The 19,469-nt window shown below is 35.9% G+C and carries 12 protein-coding genes; 8 read left to right on the plus strand and 4 right to left on the minus strand.

Annotated elements, in window-relative coordinates; all coding sequences use genetic code 11:
- Positions 1-148 precede the first annotated feature (148 nt).
- The 7 genes from OLM54_RS07395 (at position 149) to OLM54_RS07425 (ending at position 13,005) form a co-directional block, all read left to right on the plus strand.
- Positions 149-3,151: a SusC/RagA family TonB-linked outer membrane protein gene (locus tag OLM54_RS07395; protein WP_264537950.1), complete on the plus strand. Its 3,003-nt coding sequence runs from the start codon at positions 149-151 to the stop codon at positions 3,149-3,151.
- A 91-nt stretch (positions 3,152-3,242) separates the two neighbouring features.
- The gene (locus tag OLM54_RS07400; protein WP_264537951.1) at positions 3,243-4,760 is read left to right on the plus strand and encodes a RagB/SusD family nutrient uptake outer membrane protein; all 1,518 of its coding nucleotides are present in this window, start codon (positions 3,243-3,245) and stop codon (positions 4,758-4,760) included.
- Positions 4,761-5,097: 337 nt separating this feature from the next.
- Positions 5,098-6,267: a glycoside hydrolase family 88 protein gene (locus OLM54_RS07405; RefSeq protein WP_264537952.1), complete on the plus strand. Its 1,170-nt coding sequence runs from the start codon at positions 5,098-5,100 to the stop codon at positions 6,265-6,267.
- A 182-nt stretch (positions 6,268-6,449) separates the two neighbouring features.
- Positions 6,450-8,888 carry a glycoside hydrolase family 2 protein gene (locus tag OLM54_RS07410; protein ID WP_264537953.1) on the plus strand — a complete coding sequence of 813 codons (2,439 nt, stop codon included), beginning with the start codon at positions 6,450-6,452 and terminating at the stop codon, positions 8,886-8,888.
- Positions 8,889-9,040: 152 nt separating this feature from the next.
- Positions 9,041-10,846 (plus strand): glycoside hydrolase family 2 protein, encoded by a 1,806-nt coding sequence (locus OLM54_RS07415; RefSeq protein WP_264537954.1) that lies wholly within the window; start codon positions 9,041-9,043, stop codon positions 10,844-10,846.
- A 61-nt stretch (positions 10,847-10,907) separates the two neighbouring features.
- Positions 10,908-11,471 (plus strand): DUF2911 domain-containing protein, encoded by a 564-nt coding sequence (locus OLM54_RS07420; RefSeq protein WP_264537955.1) that lies wholly within the window; start codon positions 10,908-10,910, stop codon positions 11,469-11,471.
- Positions 11,472-11,607: 136 nt separating this feature from the next.
- Positions 11,608-13,005, plus strand: a complete 1,398-nt coding sequence (locus OLM54_RS07425) for a serine hydrolase domain-containing protein (RefSeq protein WP_264537956.1) — start codon at positions 11,608-11,610, stop codon at positions 13,003-13,005.
- Positions 13,006-13,845: 840 nt separating this feature from the next.
- Here the strand turns inward: OLM54_RS07425 and OLM54_RS07430 are convergent.
- From OLM54_RS07430 to OLM54_RS07440, 3 genes are read right to left on the minus strand one after another with little or no spacing between them, the layout of a single operon-like run.
- Complete coding sequence (locus tag OLM54_RS07430) at positions 13,846-16,053, minus strand: xanthine dehydrogenase family protein molybdopterin-binding subunit (protein ID WP_264537957.1); 2,208 nt, start codon at positions 16,051-16,053, stop codon at positions 13,846-13,848.
- A gap of 7 nt (positions 16,054-16,060) precedes the next feature.
- Positions 16,061-17,041, minus strand: coding sequence for an FAD binding domain-containing protein (locus tag OLM54_RS07435; protein WP_264537958.1), 981 nt, complete (start codon positions 17,039-17,041; stop codon positions 16,061-16,063).
- Positions 17,038-17,676: a (2Fe-2S)-binding protein gene (locus OLM54_RS07440; protein WP_264537959.1), complete on the minus strand. Its 639-nt coding sequence runs from the start codon at positions 17,674-17,676 to the stop codon at positions 17,038-17,040. Before OLM54_RS07440 ends, OLM54_RS07435 begins: the two co-directional genes overlap by 4 nt.
- Before the next feature lie 178 nt (positions 17,677-17,854).
- On the opposite strand from OLM54_RS07440, the gene OLM54_RS07445 reads away from it, so the two are divergent.
- A complete protein-coding gene (locus OLM54_RS07445; RefSeq protein WP_264537960.1) occupies positions 17,855-18,976 on the plus strand; it encodes a cysteine desulfurase family protein in 1,122 nt (373 codons plus the stop codon).
- A gap of 7 nt (positions 18,977-18,983) precedes the next feature.
- On the opposite strand, the gene OLM54_RS07450 is transcribed toward OLM54_RS07445, so the two are convergent.
- Positions 18,984-19,436 carry an NTP transferase domain-containing protein gene (locus OLM54_RS07450; protein ID WP_264537961.1) on the minus strand — a complete coding sequence of 151 codons (453 nt, stop codon included), beginning with the start codon at positions 19,434-19,436 and terminating at the stop codon, positions 18,984-18,986.
- Positions 19,437-19,469: the final 33 nt, after the last annotated feature.

The raw sequence follows: 19,469 nt of genomic DNA on the forward strand, positions 1-19,469 counted from the left end.
TATATCGTTTGCGACATCTACATTTGTACAATGAAAATCCAAAAAACAAAATTCATATTACTGCAAATTCTATTTATGCTGTTAATAATCGGAATGAGTTTATTGCTTTTTTATTTTATCTAACATTAACCTTAAAACCACAAAATGAATGTTTACAAACCTCAAAATTAAATCGCTTAAATGGTGTTTTCCGGTGCTTTTTTTACTGGCAAATATCATGATGAATGCACAGGAGAAAAAAATTACGGGTAAAGTTACTTCCAGCGAAGATTTACTCGGGCTTCCGGGTGCTAATGTGTATGTCAAAGGATCTTCTGTTGGAGGATCTGCGGATATGGATGGAAATTATAGTGTTTTTGTTTCAGAGAAAAATGCTGTTTTGGTCTTCAACTTTGTTGGCTATCAAACCGTAGAAATTCCTGTAGGTAATAAAACAGTAATCAATGTAAGTTTAAAACCAGATACCAAAAATCTTGACGAGGTAATCGTGGTTGGTTACGGTACTCGTAAAAAAAGCGACATTACCGGTTCTGTATCTTCGGTTACGGCAAAAGAATTAACTGCTTATCCTTTATTAAATGCAGAACAGGCTTTACAAGGTCGTGCAGCGGGGGTTTCGGTACAATCGAATAATGGTGGTGAACCGGGCGCACCTGTAAAAATCAGGGTTCGTGGCGGTACATCGATCAATGCCAGCGGTGATGCACTTGTTGTAGTCGATGGTTTTGCGGGAGTTTCTATGCCGGCGCCTCAGGATATTGCTTCTATCGAGGTTTTAAAAGATGCATCTGCAACGGCAATTTACGGTTCAAGAGGTTCAAACGGGGTTATTATGGTTACGACCAAAAAAGGAAAACCGGGAAAACCTGTTATCGAATTCAGCAATTCTACATCAGTACAATCTGTAAATAACAAACTGGATTTATTAGATGCACAGCAATTTGTGGCGTACAGAAAAAGTTTTACAACACATACAGATGGCGGCGCAAACACAGATTGGCAAGATGTTATTTATCGTGAAGGATTGGTTTCGAATACATCACTTTCGTTTTCGGGCGGATCTGAAAACGTGAGATATTATGTTTCCGGAAACTACTTTAACCAAAACGGGGTTGTAATTAATTCAGGAATAGATAAATACACGATTGTAAGTAATCTTGAAGCTGATTTATCAGATCGTTTTAAAGTGGGTTTGAATTTATTTCAAAGCAAACAAAATAAAGAAGGAATTATTAGCCAGACTGGCGCCGGAGGAACTGGTGCTGCGGGTGTAATTGCTGCTGCATATCGTTTTATGCCTGATAAAGGAATTTATAATGCTGACGGATCTTATACATCAACGGCGCCAATTGGCGATGATATTGATAATCCATACGCAACTGCAATGGAAAATGTTTTAGAAACCGTTTCTATTGTAAACAGATCGAATTTCTTTGCGCAATATAAAATCACAAAAGATCTTGACTTTAAAACTACGTTAGGATTAACAGATAATAATTCGCAAACCGGAAGATTTATTCCGTCAACTTTAATTGCAGGAAAAAATATTAAAGGAGAAGCTTCTGTAAACAATACAAGATTTTCTTCGTTCCTGACGGAAAATTATCTTACGTATAAAAAAGAAATTATCGACAAAGGAATCCTGACGGTTCTTGGTGGTTATTCGTATCAAAAAAATAAAAACGAAGGTTCGTTTGCCGCTTCAAGAGGATTTTTGACTAATACAAATTCGTATCACAATTTAGGTGCGGGAACTGTTTTCTTAAAACCGACTTCTGATTTATCTGAAACGGAATTGATTTCTGCTTTCGGAAGGTTGAATTTTGATTATGACGACAAATATTTATTTACGTTTACAGCGCGTCGTGACGGTTCGTCAAGTTTTAGTAAAAACTACAAATACGGAACTTTTCCTTCCGGTGCTGTGGGCTGGAATATCGGTAAAGAGAATTTTTTAAAGGATAATAAAACCATTTCAAACCTTAAATTAAGAGCGAGTTATGGTGCAACCGGAAATCCGTCAATTGGCGCCTACTCTACTCTTTCGAGGTTTTCTGAAATTTATGATGTAAGCGGTGACGTTATTGTAAACGCGGTTCAGCTGACTTCTTTGGATAATCCGAATTTAAAATGGGAAACATCTTATCAACAGGATTACGGAATTGATTTGGGTTTATTTGATAACAGAATCAATATTACGGCAGATTATTATAAAACAATTACGAAAGATTTATTGTTTAACAGACCTTTGCCGGGCGTTTCCGGAATTGCTTCTCAACTTCAAAACGTTGGTGAATTAGAAAACAAAGGCTGGGAATTGGGCATAAATTCTAAAAACTTTATTGGTGCCGATTTTACGTGGTCTACAAGTTTTAATATTTCTTCGAACAAGAACAAAATGTTGAAATTAGCAGATAATAAAGATCTTATTATCAACTCTACTCCAGGACATTTTCTTGCAACAGATTCTCAAATTTTAAGAGTTGGTCAGCCGGTTGGTGCATTCTACGGCTTTATTTATGATGGTGTAATTCAACAAGGTGAAACTGTGCTTCCGGGAAATTTTGAAACGACTCCGGGTGGAGAAAAATTCAAAGATTATAATGGTGACGGAAAACTGGATTCTAACGATAAAACGATTATCGGAAATCCAAATCCTGATTTTATCTTCGGTTTAAACAATGATTTCAATTATAAAAATATTGATCTGAATATCTTTTTTCAAGGTTCAGAAGGAAATCAAATCTTAAATTATACGTTGATGGAACTGGCTTCTGGAAACAATAATGCAACTACTGAAGTTTTAGATGCCTGGACGCCAACGCACACAGATACAGATGTGCCAATTAATGCGGCAAGAACTAAAAGGGTTACTTCGAGATTTGTGTATGATGGAAGTTATATTCGTTTAAAAAATGTTTCTATAGGATATAGTTTAGATGAAAAAGTGGTGTCTAAAATTGGTTTGAGCAAAGTTCGTTTCTACATCAGCGCGCAAAACCTTTGGACCATTACAGATTATCCAGGTTCTGATCCTGAAGGAAATTATCTAAACGATACGAACGCAAGAAGTAACACCAACTTAGGATTAGAATATGGAAGTTACCCAAATGTGAGAACATTTACTTTCGGTTTTAATTTAAAATTTTAGTTTAAATAATTATTAAACACATAGAAACATAGATTTCAAACTAGCTAACTATGTTTCTATGTGTTAAAATATACCTTAAAAATATAATATTATGAAAAAATATATAGCCTTTCTTTTCTTGGGAATATTCGCTTTTGGATGTTCTGATCTTGAAGAACATCCGGTGGGAGTTATCCGCCCTGACAACTTTTTTAACAATACAGATGACTTGCAAGCCGCTGTAAACGGAGCTTTTGCCAACATTGCCCACAATAATTATTGGGGACGTGAATTTACAATTGCTTTAATGCTTCGCGACGATATGGCAGATATTGGCGACAGAACCACTCAGGCTGCGCGTATCGATGTTAATGATATGAATATGAATGATACCAACGCACTTGTAGCTAACTTTTGGCCACAATCGTATATCATTATTACAGCTGCAAATCAGGCGATTGAAGGTGCTAAAAAAACGCCCGGAGATCCTGCAAAAGTAAACGCAATTGTGGCTCAGGCTTATTTTGCAAGAGCATTTGCGTATTATCATTTGGTTCGAATTTTTGGAGATATTCCGTATGTTGACTTTGTGGTTAACGATGTTTCGCAGGTAAATTCTTTAAGCAGAATGAAAGAAGCAGACGTTTACCCAAAAATTATTGCCGATTTGGAATTTGCAAAACAATGGCTGGAAGACAAACCAAAAGTAAAAGCTGTTCCCGGAAAAGGTACTGCGGCAGGTTATTTGGCATCGGTTTATTTGACTTTAGGAAACTACCAAAAAGCCTATGATGAAGCGAAATATGTGATTTCAAATGAAGCGAAATTTGGTTTAGGTTTAGATGCTGATTTTCAGGATTTATTTAACGCTACAAAAGCGGCGACATTAAAAGAACCTTTGTTTACAATTGATTTTAATAACTTAGTATCAGGAAATTACGGTCAGGATTATACAGCGTTTTTTACAGGTTCATTAAAAGATGACAGTTATAGTTACGGTCAGGGATTTTCTGTTGCAGTTCCGTCTTTAAAAGTTTTTAATACCTGGGATCAAAGGGATTACAGACGTGCAGTAAGTTTTGATACTATTATCAGAAAGAAAACCGGTCCGGGCGGAGCTTTGCAGATTTATCCATCAAGCGATAACGAAAAAGCGCCACGTCCGCATATTGCAAAATATTATCGTTTTCCCGGAAAAGCCGGAGCAAACGGAAGAACTTCGCAACACAATTATATCACAATGCGTTACGCAGAAGTTCTATTGACAGCTGCCGAAGCTTTAAACGAGATCACGCCGGGAACTACAGAAGCTGATGGTTATGTAAACCGTGTTCGTGCCAGAGCGAGAAATAAAGCCGGAAAACAGGTTTCGTTTCCTGCAAATGTAACTCCGGGGCTTTCTCAGGCTGATTTTAGAAAAATGGTTATTGATGAAAGAAGACTGGAACTGGCGTTTGAATACATCAGATGGTATGATATCAAGCGACTGAAAAATGGTCCTGAAGTATTTGGCCCGAACGGATTGGAGCCTCACGCAAATTTTGATCCGAACAAAGATTATTTGTGGCCGTTACCGGGAACTGAATTAGCGATTAACCCTAATTTAAAACCGAATAATCCCGGTTATTAATTGAACGCAGTTATTATTCAACGCAGATGAAACGGATTCGCTATCGCGAAGACGCAGAAAAAAAGGATTTTTAAAATAGTTTAAAAAAAATCTGCGTAAATCAGCTTTTTCGCGATAGCGAATCTGTCAAATCTGCGTGAAAAATTTAAACACATAGAAACATAGATTTATATGCAGAAATCAAAAAAGAGCATAAAAAGAAACTAGTTTCTCACACATAGCTATCTATGTTTGTTAATGCAAGTAAAATGCCTTTTTCAAGCTGTAAAAACTATGTTTCTATGTGTTAAAATGAAATATTTCAATGGTTAATTCCATAAAAAAATAGAACGTAAGTATGAATAAAGTTAGTAATTTTGCTTTAATCCTGGGGTTTGCATTGCTGGTAACAGCGTGCAAATCAGGGATTAATTCTACAACCTCTGCAATAGCAGAAAACCTTCTTGAAAACCGATATAAAATGTTACTGGATTATCCGGTAGATTCGATGTCGATGCCACGAAGTATGACCATCAAAACCAATATAATAAAAAAAGTTCCGTCGCGAGACTGGACAAGCGGTTTCTTTGCCGGAAACTTATGGCAATTATACCGCCTTACAAACGATTCAAAATACAAAGAACAAGCCCAAAAATGGACACCTTTCAGTAAAAAAGAAAGCGTTAATAGTAATTCGCACGATGTTGGTTTTAAGGTGTTTTGCAGTTTTGGAGAAGCGCTGAAAGTGGAAAACAAACAAGAATACAAAGATGTGATTATTAAAGGCGCCGAAACTTTATGCACGCGTTTCAACGCAAAAGTTGGTGCGATTCGTTCCTGGGATTTCAACAAAGAAATTTGGGATTATCCGGTTATTATCGATAATATGATGAATCTCGAATTGTTGTTTGAAGCGTCAAAATTATCAGGAAATCAAAAGTATCATGATATTGCCGTAAAACATGCCAACACCACGTTGAAAAATCAGTTTAGAGAAGACAACAGCTGTTATCATGTTATTGATTATAACCCAAATACAGGCGAAGTTAGAAAGAAAACAACTTTGCAGGGTTACAATGACGACTCGGTTTGGGCACGCGGACAAGGCTGGGCAGTTTATGGTTTTACGATGTCGTATCGATATACCAAAGATCCGGCATATTTAAAACAAGCCGAAGCGACAGCTCATTTTTTTATGACCAATAAAAATTTGCCCGAAGACGGAATTCCGTATTGGGATTTTAAAGATCCGGGTATTCCGAATTCGCCACGTGATGTTTCTGCTGCAACCGTTATGGCTTCTGCATTGTATGAACTTTACGGCTATACTAAAAATAAAAGTTATCTGGCTTTTGCCGATAAAATAATGACGTCTTTACAATCTGAAAAATATATTTTAATCGATGCCGTAAAAGCACCTTTTATTTTGGATCACAGCACCGGAAACTGGCCAAAACACGACGAAATCGATGAACCAATAATCTATGCCGACTATTATTTTCTGGAGGCATTATTAAGAAAAAAGTAATTATTAAGCTACAGAGCGACAGAGGTACAGAGTTACAAAGGGACAAAGGTTTTAAGTCTTTGAACCTATCACTTTTGGGACTTTGAGACTTTGAGACTTTCGACCTTTGAACCTTTGTCCCTTTGAGCCTTTGTCCCTTTACACCTTTGCACCTTTGCACCTAAAAAAAAGCCTTATAAGCTATGAAGAACCGACCGTACCATTATAATTCATTATCTATTTTTGCACTTTTTATTGTTTTTCAATTTTGTCTGAATATTGGTTTTGCCCAGAATAATTCGGCAATGCGAACCAAAACAAATATTAATGATAACTGGCTGTATTTAGAAAATCATACTTCGAATCTTAACGAAGCAAAAAATGCGGTAAACTGGACGTCTTTAAATTTACCACATACGTGGAATGCGGAAGATGCAACAGATTTAAATCCGGGTTACCGACGTGATGCAAGCTGGTATCAAAAAAAGCTGAACATTGCCCAAATAGATAAAAACAAACGCTATTTTTTATATTTTGAAGGCTCGAACGTAACCACCAAAGTATATGTAAACGGCAAAGAAGCCGGCGGACATATTGGTGGTTATATTGGGTTTACGATCGATATTACGAATTTTATAAACGAAGGAAACAACGACATTTTTGTACGCGTTGATAATAGTTATGACATCGAAATAATTCCGTCGCAAAAAAGTGATTTCTTTATTTATGGAGGTATCACAAGAGATGTATGGTTATTGTCGCAATACAAAAACCGAATCGATAATTTGAAAATTACAACACCTGAAGTTTCTGCAAAAAAGGCTTCGGTACAAATTCTGGCTTCGACCATAAATCCTGAAAACAATACAGATTTATCGTTAACCGTGATTCTTAAAAATCCGAAAGGGAAAAAAGTTGCGAGCAAAACAATTTCCGTTTCAGATAAAACTTCAAATATTACTTTCGAAAACATTAAAAATCCTGAATTGTGGGATACTGATAATCCTAATTTATATTCGGTTACGGCAATTTTATCCGAGAAAAACCAAATAAAAGACAGTGTAAACGAAAAAGTAGGTTTTAGATGGTTTGAGTTTAAAGATCACGGTCCGTTTTTCCTTAACGGAAAGCGATTATTGATTCGAGGAACACATCGTCATGAAGAACAAGCCGGTGTTGGCGCTGCAATGACAAACGAGCAACATTGGGCAGATATGAAATCCATAAAAAATATGGGTGCCAACTTTGTTCGTTTGGCGCATTATCCGCAAGATCCTGAAATTTACAAAGCCTGCGACGAACTTGGTTTACTGGTTTGGGATGAATTGCCGTGGTGTCGCGGCGGAATTGGTGATGAACTTTGGCAAACCAATACTAAAAATATGCTTGCCGAAATCATCAATCAAAATTACAATCATCCGAGTATTATAATTTGGTCTTTAGGAAACGAAATGAACTGGCTTCCTGATTTTCCTGATGGTGATAATACCGAAAAAACAAATGTGTTTTTAACTGAATTAAATGACATTGCACACAAACTGGATCCGAACCGAAAAACGGCAATCAGAAAATATTATGAAGGTTCGCAAATTGTAGACGTCTTCTCCCCTTCTATCTGGTCTGGCTGGTATTCAGGAAGTTACAAAAGTTATCAAAAAGCAATTAACGTTTACAAAAAAGAATACAAACATTTTATTCATGCAGAATATGGCGGTGACAGTCACGTTGGGCGTCACAGCGAGAATCCGGTTACGGGCGAAAATGTCATAAAAGCCGAAGGCTGGGAAGAAGCAATTGTACAAACTAAAGTGGCAAATATTGCACAAATTGGCGATTGGAGCGAGAATTATATCGTCGATTTATTCGATTGGCATTTGCATATATCCGAGAACGATCCAACATTTGTGGGTAATGTTCAATGGGCGTTTAAGGATTTTGCAACGCCATTGCGCCCGGAAGATGATATTCCGTACATGAACCAAAAAGGTCTTGTAGACAGAAACGGAATTCCGAAAGATGCGTATTATGTGTTTAAAAGTTATTGGAGCAAAGAACCGTTTACATACATCGAATCGCATACCTGGACAGAACGTCAAGGTCCTGAAAATACGCCAAGAACGCTTAGTGTTTTTAGCAATTGCGAGAAAGTTACCTTGTATCATGACGGGAAATCACTTGGCGAAAAAACAAGAAATCTTGCTCTATATCCTGCAAATGGCTTAACTTGGGATGTCAATTTTAAAAAAGGAGAAAATATTCTGATTGCAATTGGTAAAAATAAAGAAGGCAAAACGGTTTCGGATACTTTGAAAGTAAACTATCGTTTTAACAAAAATGATACGGCAACTTCTTTACAATTGTCTTCTGAAAAATTAAAAAACGGCAATTATCTGGTTACGGCAATTGCAATTGACAATAACAATTTACGCTGTCTGGATTATGAAGAAAGTGTTTATTTTCAATGTTTGAAAGGCGGAAAAACCATGAAAAATCAAGGAACGCCAACGGGAAGTGAATCGATTAGAATGGCAAATGGAAAGGCTTCGATTGAAGTGGTTCCGGATGGTTCCGGTTTACCAATTGAAATGACGGCTTTGAATCAGAGTTTTAAAGGTGAATATTTAAAAATAATACCGCAGTAAGATGCATTTTTTTTTGTCTCTCGCAGATTTTGCAGATTGAGCAGATTTAATTTTAAAAACTTTGCTAATAAAAAATCTGCTCAATCTGCAAAATCTGCGAGAAAAAAAATCATTTAATCTGTGGCAAAAAACAAACAATAATATACATACCAATGAAAAAACTAATAACCACATTACTCCTAACCTTTTCCATTTTTGGATTTGCACAAAATCAAAACTTAATATCAAATGTTCCAAACAGACATACAACTTCACTAAACGGTGTTTGGAATTATATTGTCGATCCTTATCAAACGGGATATTACAGCTTTCATCTTGATCAATATGACAAACAGGAAAAACCTGCGAAATCTGCATTTTTTAGTAATTATCACGCGGTAAACAAACAGGAATTGGTAGAATACGATTTTGATAAATCGCCTACAATTACTATTCCGGGCGATTGGACTTCTCAGGTTACTGAATTGAAATATTATGAAGGAAACGTTTGGTTCAAAAAATCTTTCGACTATGATCTAAAAGCAGGAAAACGTCTGTTTGTTTACTTGGGAGCGATCAATTATAAAGCTGATGTTTATTTGAACGGAAAAAAACTCGGAACTCATATTGGTGGTTTTACGCCTTTTAATTACGAGGTGACTTCGATTGTTAAAACAAAAGACAATTATTTGGTGATTAAAGTGGATAATACGCGCCATAAAGAAGATGTTCCAACCATAAATACGGATTGGTGGAATTATGGCGGTATCACGCGCGATGTTACTTTGATTGAAGAAGAAGCTTCTTTTGTGGAAGATTATAATATTCAGCTGAAAAAGAATAATGCAGGTTTAATTTCGGGGTTTATCAAAATCAATAATTTAAACGCTTCACAAAATGCGGTGGCGATTTCGATTCCTGAATTGAAGATTAATTTTAAAGGAAAAATTGGTGCTGACGGAATTTTAAACTTCGAAATTCCGGCGAAAAAAATATCGTATTGGTCACCGGAAAACCCGAAATTATATGATGTTACGATTGATTTTAACGGACAAAAACTGAAAGATAATATCGGTTTCAGAACTATTGAAACAAAAGAGGATAAAATTCTTTTAAACGGAAAACAGATTTTTTTACGCGGTATTTCGATTCATGAAGAAAACGCAAAAGGCGGACGCGCAAATTCTGAAGAAGATGCTTTGCGTTTATTAAACTGGGCAAAAGAACTGGGCTGCAATTATGTTCGTCTGGCACATTATCCGCATAACGAAAATATTATCAGAACGGCTGATAAAATGGGTTTAATGGTTTGGGAAGAAATTCCGGTCTATTGGACGGTTGAATTTACAAACGATGCAACTTATAAAAATGCCGAAGATCAGTTAACAGCGGCGATTACAAGAGATAAAAACAGGGCTTGTATTATTATTTGGTCGATGGCAAATGAAACGCCAATATCTGATGCGAGAAATACTTTTATTAAAAATTTAGTCGATCACACAAAATCTTTAGACAATACACGCTTAATCAGCGCGGCTTTATTGACGAAAAAAGAAACAATCGATGATGCAATTGGCGAATTTTTGGATATAATTGCCTTTAATCAATATTTAGGATGGTACGGCGGTAATCTCGAAGATGCTGAAAAAATAACCTGGAAAACGAAATACAACAAACCGGTTGTGGTTTCTGAATTTGGCGGAGATGCAAAACAAGGTTTTCACGGAGAAAAAAATGAACGCTGGACAGAAGAATATCAGGAGTACCTGTACATTCAGAATTTAAAAATGATCGAAAAAATTCCGCATTTAAGCGGTACAAGTCCGTGGATTCTGGTAGATTTCAGATCTCCAAAACGACTTTTACCGGGAATTCAGGACGGATATAATCGAAAAGGACTGATCTCAAATGACGGAAATAAAAAGAAAGCTTTTTACATCATGCAGGATTGGTATGCGAAGAAGAAAAAAGAATACTAATTTTTATGATTTCTCTTTGTTATTTTCTTACTTTGTATGAATCTAATAAATTATTATTCTTATGAAAAAATTTAGTTTATTGGCAATTACGCTTTTAATTGCCATTTCTGTTCAGGCACAAGATGCAGTGAAATTTGCTCCGCTTGATGCAAGTCCGCTTGATATTGCCTATTCCCCAAATAAAGCTGTCAAATTCAAAAAAACAGATAATCCATCGCCTGCAATTAAGGTAATTTATTCAAGACCTTCTGTAAAAGGACGTGTGGTTTTTGGAGACTTAATTAAGTTTGGTGAGGTTTGGAGAATTGGTGCAAATGAAAATACAGAAATAAAATTCTACAAACCTGCAACGATTAACGGGGTTTCGGTTCCGGCAGGAACGTACAGTTTGTTCGCAATTCCTGAAAAAGACAAATGGACTATCATCATCAATAAGGAGCTTGATATGTGGGGATCTTATGCTTATGATGAAAGTAAGGATCTTGTTAGAATTTCAGTTCCGGTTAAACCGGTTTCTACAGTAATTGAAACTTTATCAATTGCATTTACATCAAAAGATGCTGTTACGAATTTAGTAATTGGCTGGGACAAAACAACTGTTGAAGTTCCGATAACAATAAAATAATTGCTTGTTATTTCAATTTAAATATCAAAAAGAGACACTTAATTAAATTTAATTAGTGTCTCTTTTTTATTTATTATCATAGTCTATTATACTACAACTATAACTAACCGAAAAACCAACCAAAAACCAACCAAAAATGAAAAAAAACTGTTTATTACTACTATTTTCATTGTCCGTTTTTTCAGGATATGCACAGCAAAAGTTTAAAGTTAACTATGAACAATTAAAAGAATATGAAGGTGTTTATGAATATCAAAATAATACGACCTTACAAATAGCAGCTTCGCCAAAAGACACTATTTTGTATGCTATTATTAATGAAAGCAAATATCCTTTAAAACCTTCTGAAAAAGACGTTTTTCTAAATTCGTCTAAAGAAAAAGTGACTTTTTTAAGAAATAAAACGTCGGTTATTACAGGTTATTCTTCTGATGAAAAAACGTTTAATCTGATCAATAAAAAGGTAGTTTTTCCAAAAGAAATGTGGTATCCAAGACTCAATGCAAAAGATTTTAAATATGTCTATCAGCAGCCTAAAAAAGAACTTGACGGTTTAGTAACCGGAACGCTCGATAATACGGGATTAGACAAAGTATTATTGAATGAAATGATGCAAAAAATTGTCGACGGAGTTTACCCAAACGTACATAGTGTTTTGATTATAAAAGATGGAAAACTTGTTTTTGAAGAGTATTTTTATGAGTACAACAAAACGAAATTGCACGAAATGCGTTCTGCTACAAAAAGCATCGTTTCTGCCCTTACGGGAATTGCAATTGATAAAGGTTTGATTAAAGGCAAGGATGAAACGGTACTTTCTTATTTTCCCGAATATACTTTTAAAAACCTGACGGATGATAAAAGGCAAATTACTATAGAAAATCTTCTAACAAATCAAAGTGGTCTTGATTGCGATGTCAGTAATCCAAAATCTGAAGGAAATGAAACCAAAATGAATTATTCTGATGACTGGATACAATATACCCTTGATTTACCAATGATTGATGTTCCTAACGGACGTGGAATGTATTGCTCCGGAAATCCGATAATAGTGGGCAGAATTATTGAAAAAGCAACAAAAATGACGCTTCCTGATTTTGCAAAACAAACACTTTTTAAAGATATTGGCATTACAAATTTTAAATGGAATTTTAAGCCGGATATATCCAGCGCCGAAACATTTTGCCAGGTTTATTTAACACCAAGAGATATGGCAAAATTTGGTTTGCTTTATCTAAACAAAGGGTTGTGGGGCAGCAAACAGGTTGTTTCTAAAGCATGGATTCAGGAATCGCTAACCAAACATGCTGTTGTTCAAGGTGTAAATTACGGTTATTTATGGTGGCTTAAATATCTTGAAGTAAACGGTGTTCGTTATAACGGAAAAGTGGCGCAGGGAAACGGCGGTCAGAAAATTTATATTTGGGAAGATCAAAATATGATTACTGTTATTACCGGAGGAAACTACAACGTACAATCGCCTGCCGATGAACTGATTCAAAAATATATTTTGCCGTCATTTAACAAAAAATAATTTGATATTAAAAAATGTAAATAACACATTTACATTCGTTTAAAATACCAATTTTAACACCTTTCCAGATGCATAGAGATATAAATTTCATAAAAACATGGGAATTATATAATATTTTATGTAAATTGTGTAAATTTGGTTTTTATAGCCGTTTTATTTTTGGAAGGTATAGATCAAATAATTATTAAGAAACGTTCCACAACTTGTAAAAAGCTTAACTATTATTCAATCAAAAATTCTATACTAACCAAAACCAAATTGAAAAATGGTGCATTGTCATAAACGAAATTTAGATATTATGATTGTGACATTTGCATCATTTTTTTAATAGGGACAAGCATTTTTATTTAAAAACTTCATGACTGGCTCAATTAAAAAATCCCTTTAAAAACAAATGTTGATTTGCTTTTAAAGGGATTCTAATTTATTAATTGATATTAAAATATTTAATCCCTACGGGATATTTTTATCATAGAATCAATATTCTTTTGCTACCAATATTTAAATCCTAACGGATTATTATCTCGTAGAGATTATATGTTTGTGAAAAAATAAAATCACAAAATATTATCCCCTTTTGCTACCAATATTTAAATCCTAACGGATTATTATCTCGTAGAGATTATATGTTGGTAGAAAAAACTACCAATATTTAAATCCTAACGGATTATTATCTCGTAGAGATTATATGTTTGTGAAAAAATAAAATCACAAAATATTGTCTCCTTTTGCTACCATATTTAATCTCAGAATTATCTCGTAGAGATTATATGTTGGTAGAAAAAACAGATAAAATTACACAATATTGTCCCGTAGGGACTACACATTTTATGGATTAAATCATGAAAATGCTACAATTGGCTCTAAAATTTTATCCAGTGTAATTGGCAAATCCCTAACCCGTTTTCCGGTTGCATTAAAAACAGCATTTGCAATAGCCGGAGCCATTCCTACCAAAGCGGTTTCGCCAAGTCCTTTTGTTCCCATCGGGTTGCTTACAGGATCTTTTTTATTGACAAAAAACACTTCTTGTTTTTCAATATCGGCATTTACGGGAACATGATAATCTGCAAAATTATTATTAATCGGACGACCAAAACGATGGTCAATTTCTAAAGCTTCCATCAATCCCATTCCTATTCCGCCAACTGCTCCGCCATACATTTGTCCGGCAGAGGTTTTCTGATTGATTACGGTACCAATATCAGCACAGGAAACCACATGTGCAATTCTGATTTTACCTAAATTCGGGTTAACCAAAACTTTTACAAAATGTACCGAAAAGGAATAAATAGAATATTTTTTGGCTTCTTCTGAACCTTTTGATTCGTTTTCTACCGACAATTCTTCCAGTTTATTTGCAGTAAGCAATGCCGCTAAAGAAACAGATTTCGAACTATTTTTAGCAGAAACAGTTCCGTTTGAAAAAGCTAAATCTGTAATTGGTATATTTTTAAAAGTCGGATTTTCAGAGGCAAGTTCGATAGCTTTACTCACCAGTAAATTACACGCATCATGAACCGCAGAACCTACCGATGATGTTGTTGCAGAACCACCCTGTGTTGGTCCTTTTGGAAGTCCGCTTCGACCCATTTCAATTACCACATTTTCAGACGGTATTCCTGTAATTTCTGCACCAATCGCCGTCATCATTGTTGCCGTTCCCGGTCCCATATCGTTAACGCTGCATTGGAGTACTAAATTTCCATCAGCCAAAAATTTTGCTTTTACTGTACTTGCGTTTCTGTATGAACCAAAAGTTCCCGTTCCCATTCCGTAACCTACAAGCCATTCACCTTCGCGCACGCTTCCCGGTTTATTTTTTCTGTTTTTCCAGCCAACGCGTTCCATTCCGGCTTCATAACATTCTAAAAGATATTTACTGCTCCATGGTTTATTTTGTTCCTGATCTTTTTCGGCGTGATTGCGTTTTCGAAATTCAATAGGATCCATGTCTAATTTATGAGCCAGTTCATCCATTGAACTTTCAAGTGCAAAAGAACCTGTTGCTTCGCCGGGACCACGCATCCAGATTGGCGTACAAGTATCCAGTTCGGCAATTCGATATCGCGTTGAAACATTGGCGCAATCATACATAAAACGCGACATGTTTACGGTTGCTTCTGTAAAATCTTCATAATTAGAAGTCATCGCCGTAGCTTCATGCGTTAATCCGGTAAGTTTGCCGTCTTTGGTGGCACCCAAACCTATTTTTTGAATGGTATAAGGGCGAAATCCAACATTGGTAAACATTTGTTCGCGATGCAAAACTAATTTAACCGGCTTTCCTATTTTTTTTGATCCTATAAGTGCTGCAATTTCATACGGCCAGGTATGTAATCCCATTCCAAAAGCGCCTCCCAGATATTCAGAATGCACTTCAACATCTTCTGGCGGAATTCCAAACACGTTTCCAACGCTTTTTCGGGTTCCTTCAACACCTTGGCTTTTTGTATATAAAACAGGTTTATTTCCGTCCCATTTGGCAATTATATTAGCTAATTCCATCGGGTTATGAACTTCTGACGGAATTGTATATTCTTCTTCTAAAACAACTTCTGCATTTTTATAACCATCTTCGACTCCACGAATATAATCTTTAGCGCGATCGCCTCCCGGAAGTCTGCCTTTATCCTTTACTTTTTCAAGCTCCGTTGCATGTTCTTCTTTTAAATATTCAGCTTTAATAAGACTTGCTGCATATTGCATGCGTTCGAAAGTATCGGCAATTACCAAAGCAATTGGCTGATCGTAATAACGAACGGAATCATCTTTAAATATCTGAAGCGGCTGTCCTAAATTATTGCGCTGTTTTGGCTGTTCGTAGCCGGCAGGTTTATCTACATTTAAATGCGTTATAACCGCCAATACTCCCGGCGCCCATTCGGCTTTTTTAGTATCGATCGTTTTTATTCGGCCTTTGGCAATCGTACTTCCCACTAAACATGCGTAAGTAATTCCAGCGGTTTTATATTCTGCCGAATAAGTGGCCGTTCCCGTTACTTTAGCAAATCCGTCAACTCTGTTTATATTACTTGTCTTGCTCATAATCGAATTATTTAGATGCTGCTATAGTTAACGCTTCGGTGATTGCATTTGGACCAAGTGTTAATTTAAACTCGTTGTCACCATAACTTCTGGCGCCTTTCATGCCTAAATTTGCTGCTTGTTTAAACAGGTCTTCAGAAACTGTTTTTCCTTTCAAAAATTCTTCCACTTCTGTTAATCGCCACGGTTTATGTGCAACGCCACCCATAGCAAGTCTTGCATCATAAATTACATTATTTTTTATATCTAATCCTGCTGCTACAGAAACTAATGCAAAGGCATAACTGCTGCGGTCACGAACTTTTAAATAATGTACATTTTTAGTAAAATTATTGCTGGGAATTTCAACTGAAGTTATGAGTTCTTTACTTTCTAATGTATTGTCTTTTTCAGGATTATTTCCCGGAAGACGATGAAAATCTCTAAATTTAATTTGTCTTTTTCCTTTCGGACCTTCCACAAAAACTACGGCGTCTAAGGCTGCAAGCGCCACACACATATCACTTGGATGAACGGCGATGCAACTATCCGAAGCTCCAAAAATAGCATGCATTCGGTTAGAACCGCCAATGGCTCCGCAACCGCTTTTAGGCGTTCGTTTATTGCACGGCATATCTGTATTGTAGAAATATGAACAACGTGTGCGCTGCAACATATTTCCGCCTACTGTCGCCATATGCCTGATTTGCTGTGATGCTCCGGCGGCTAAAGCCAAAGCCAGCAATGGATATTTTTCTTTGATGGACAGATCTTCGGCAACCTGGCTGTTTTTTGCCAATGCGCCAATAGATACTTTTCCGGTTAGAAATTCTATTTTCTTTAAATCCAAAGCGGTGATGTCGACCAGTTTTTCAGGAGCAACAACATTCTTCTTCATTAAATCTACCAAATTTGTTCCGCCGGCAATAAACATAGCCGAAGGATCTTTGCTAATATTGGTTACTGCAGAGCCGGACGAAAGCGCTCTTATTATTTGAAAATTTTTCATAATGGTTTCCCTCCTTCCTTAACTTCTGTAATGGCATCTACAATATTATGATAAGCGCCACATCTACAGATGTTTCCGCTCATATATTCTCTGATTTCTTCTCTGCTGTTGGCGTGACCTTCTTTAATACAGGCAATTCCAGACATGATTTGTCCGGGTGTACAATATCCGCACTGAAACCCATCATTTTTAATGAAAGCTTCCTGCATTGGATGTAGTTTTTTTCCTTTTGAAAGTCCTTCGATCGTAGTAATTTGTGCATTTTGCTGCATGGATGCCAAGGATAAACAAGATAAAATTCTGGTTCCGTTTACATGCACCGTGCAGGCGCCACATTGCCCGTGATCACAGCCTTTTTTTGTTCCTGTAAGGTGTAAATTCTCTCTTAATAAATCAAGTAAAGTGGTTCTTGGCTCGACATTTAGATTGTGTTTTGTACCATTAACTTCAATGGAAAGCGGTACCGTTTCTAAATATTCTGCAATCTTTTCATCCCATTTATTTTCAGAAGCCATAACCAATGACGGCGGAGCAAAAGCAAGTGCGGTAAATAATCCCGATTTCTTTATAAAATCACGACGAGAATTAGCATCGTCTTCGATTATTTTTTTATTATTTGTTTTTTTAGAAGCCATGCATACTGTTTTAAATTAACAAATTGCCAGAATTAATTCTACCAAATTTAAGAATACTTGATGAAATAATGTTATAAAATTCACACAAACCATCTATTCAGAAAATTTCTATATAAGGAACAATCTTATTTAATTTTCAAAATTGTATTTTTACAATAACAGAAGAAATTTCACCACAATGATTTACCTCGACAATAATGCAAGTACTCGTGTAGATGAACGGGTGTTAAATGCTATGCTTCCGTATTTTACAGATTTTTATGCCAATGCCGGAAGTTCGCATATTGCAGGATTATCTGTAAACGAAGCGGTTGCTTTGGCAACTTGGCAAACGGCAAATTTAATTGGTGCCAGCGAAGAAGAAATCCTATTTACCTCCGGAGCAACTGAGGCTATCAATTTGGCTATTAAAGGTCTTTTAAATCAAGATCGCAAACACATTGTTACGGTGGCAACAGAACATAAAGCCGTGCTTAATACGTGCCGCTTTATGGAAAGCAATGGGTTTGAAGTTACGTACTTGCCAGTTGCGCCAGATGGGGCTTTAGACTTTAATGTTTTAAATGAATCAATTACAGATAAAACACTGATTGTCATAATAATGTTATCCAATAATGAAATCGGTTACATTCAAAATATTGAAGCGGTTTCTACAATAGCTGATGCCAAAAATGCCTTGCTAATGTGTGATGCCACGCAGGCAATTGGAAAAATTAATGTTGATGTAAAAAAACTCGGAATTGATTTTTTGGCACTTTCTGCACATAAATTTTATGGTCCAAAAGGAATTGGTGCTTTGTATATTTCGGCGAAAGCCAAATTAAAATTAATGCCTCAAATACACGGCGGCAATCAACAACGAAAATTGAGAAGCGGCACATTAAACGTGCCCGGAATTATTGGTTTAGGCAAAGCGGCTGAAATTGCTTTTGATGAATTAGAAAGTGATCAAAAGAGAATTTCGAAACTTAGAAATAAATTAGAAAACGGTTTATTAAAATTTGAAGGTTCGTTTGTAAACGGAAATACTGAAAACAGAATTTGCAATACTTCTAACATTTGTTTTCCGGGTGTAAACTCCGAAACATTAATTCTGGCTTTGCAGGATATTTCAGTTTCAAATGGTTCGTCTTGTTCTGCGGTAACATCAGAACCTTCGCATGTTTTAAAAGCTTTGGGTTTATCTGATGAAAATGCGTTGAGTTCGATACGCTTTAGTTTGGGAAGATTTACAACTGAAAATGAAATCGACGAGACAATTGAGCGTGTTTTGGTTTTGGCGGAGAGGTTAAGAGTGTAATTTAATCTCAAAGAATTAGCTTATTATAATCTTCAATTGTATCAATATCGATATTGCCTTTTTCGAACGGAACGGCAATTACATCATCAATAAAACGGTTAATTATCTTTTTTGCGCCTTCATGACCTTGTAATTCGAGAAGTTCATCAAAATATTTTTCATTAAAAAGTACGGGAGTTCCTATCGTTTCAGCGTAAGCAGAAGCAACAATTCCTTTTGATGTATTTTGATATTCTGTAATTAAATTTTCAAAAACAGCCGCTGTTATATAAGGCTGATCGCACACGGCAAAAATACAGCTATCACAATCAGGAGATAAAATCAATAATTCTTTAAGTCCTTTTGCAATTGAAGTTGCTATTCCGTCTTCCCACTCTGAATTGAAACACGTTTTTATTTCGGGAAAATTAAGATCATTTTCTATTAATTCTGTGTTTGATCCTGTAACTATAATAATCATAGTATTGGATACAATAGAAGCTTCTTTAATCGT

Origin of the sequence: Flavobacterium sp. N1736, assembly GCF_025947065.1 — a bacterium.
GTDB lineage: Bacteria > Bacteroidota > Bacteroidia > Flavobacteriales > Flavobacteriaceae > Flavobacterium.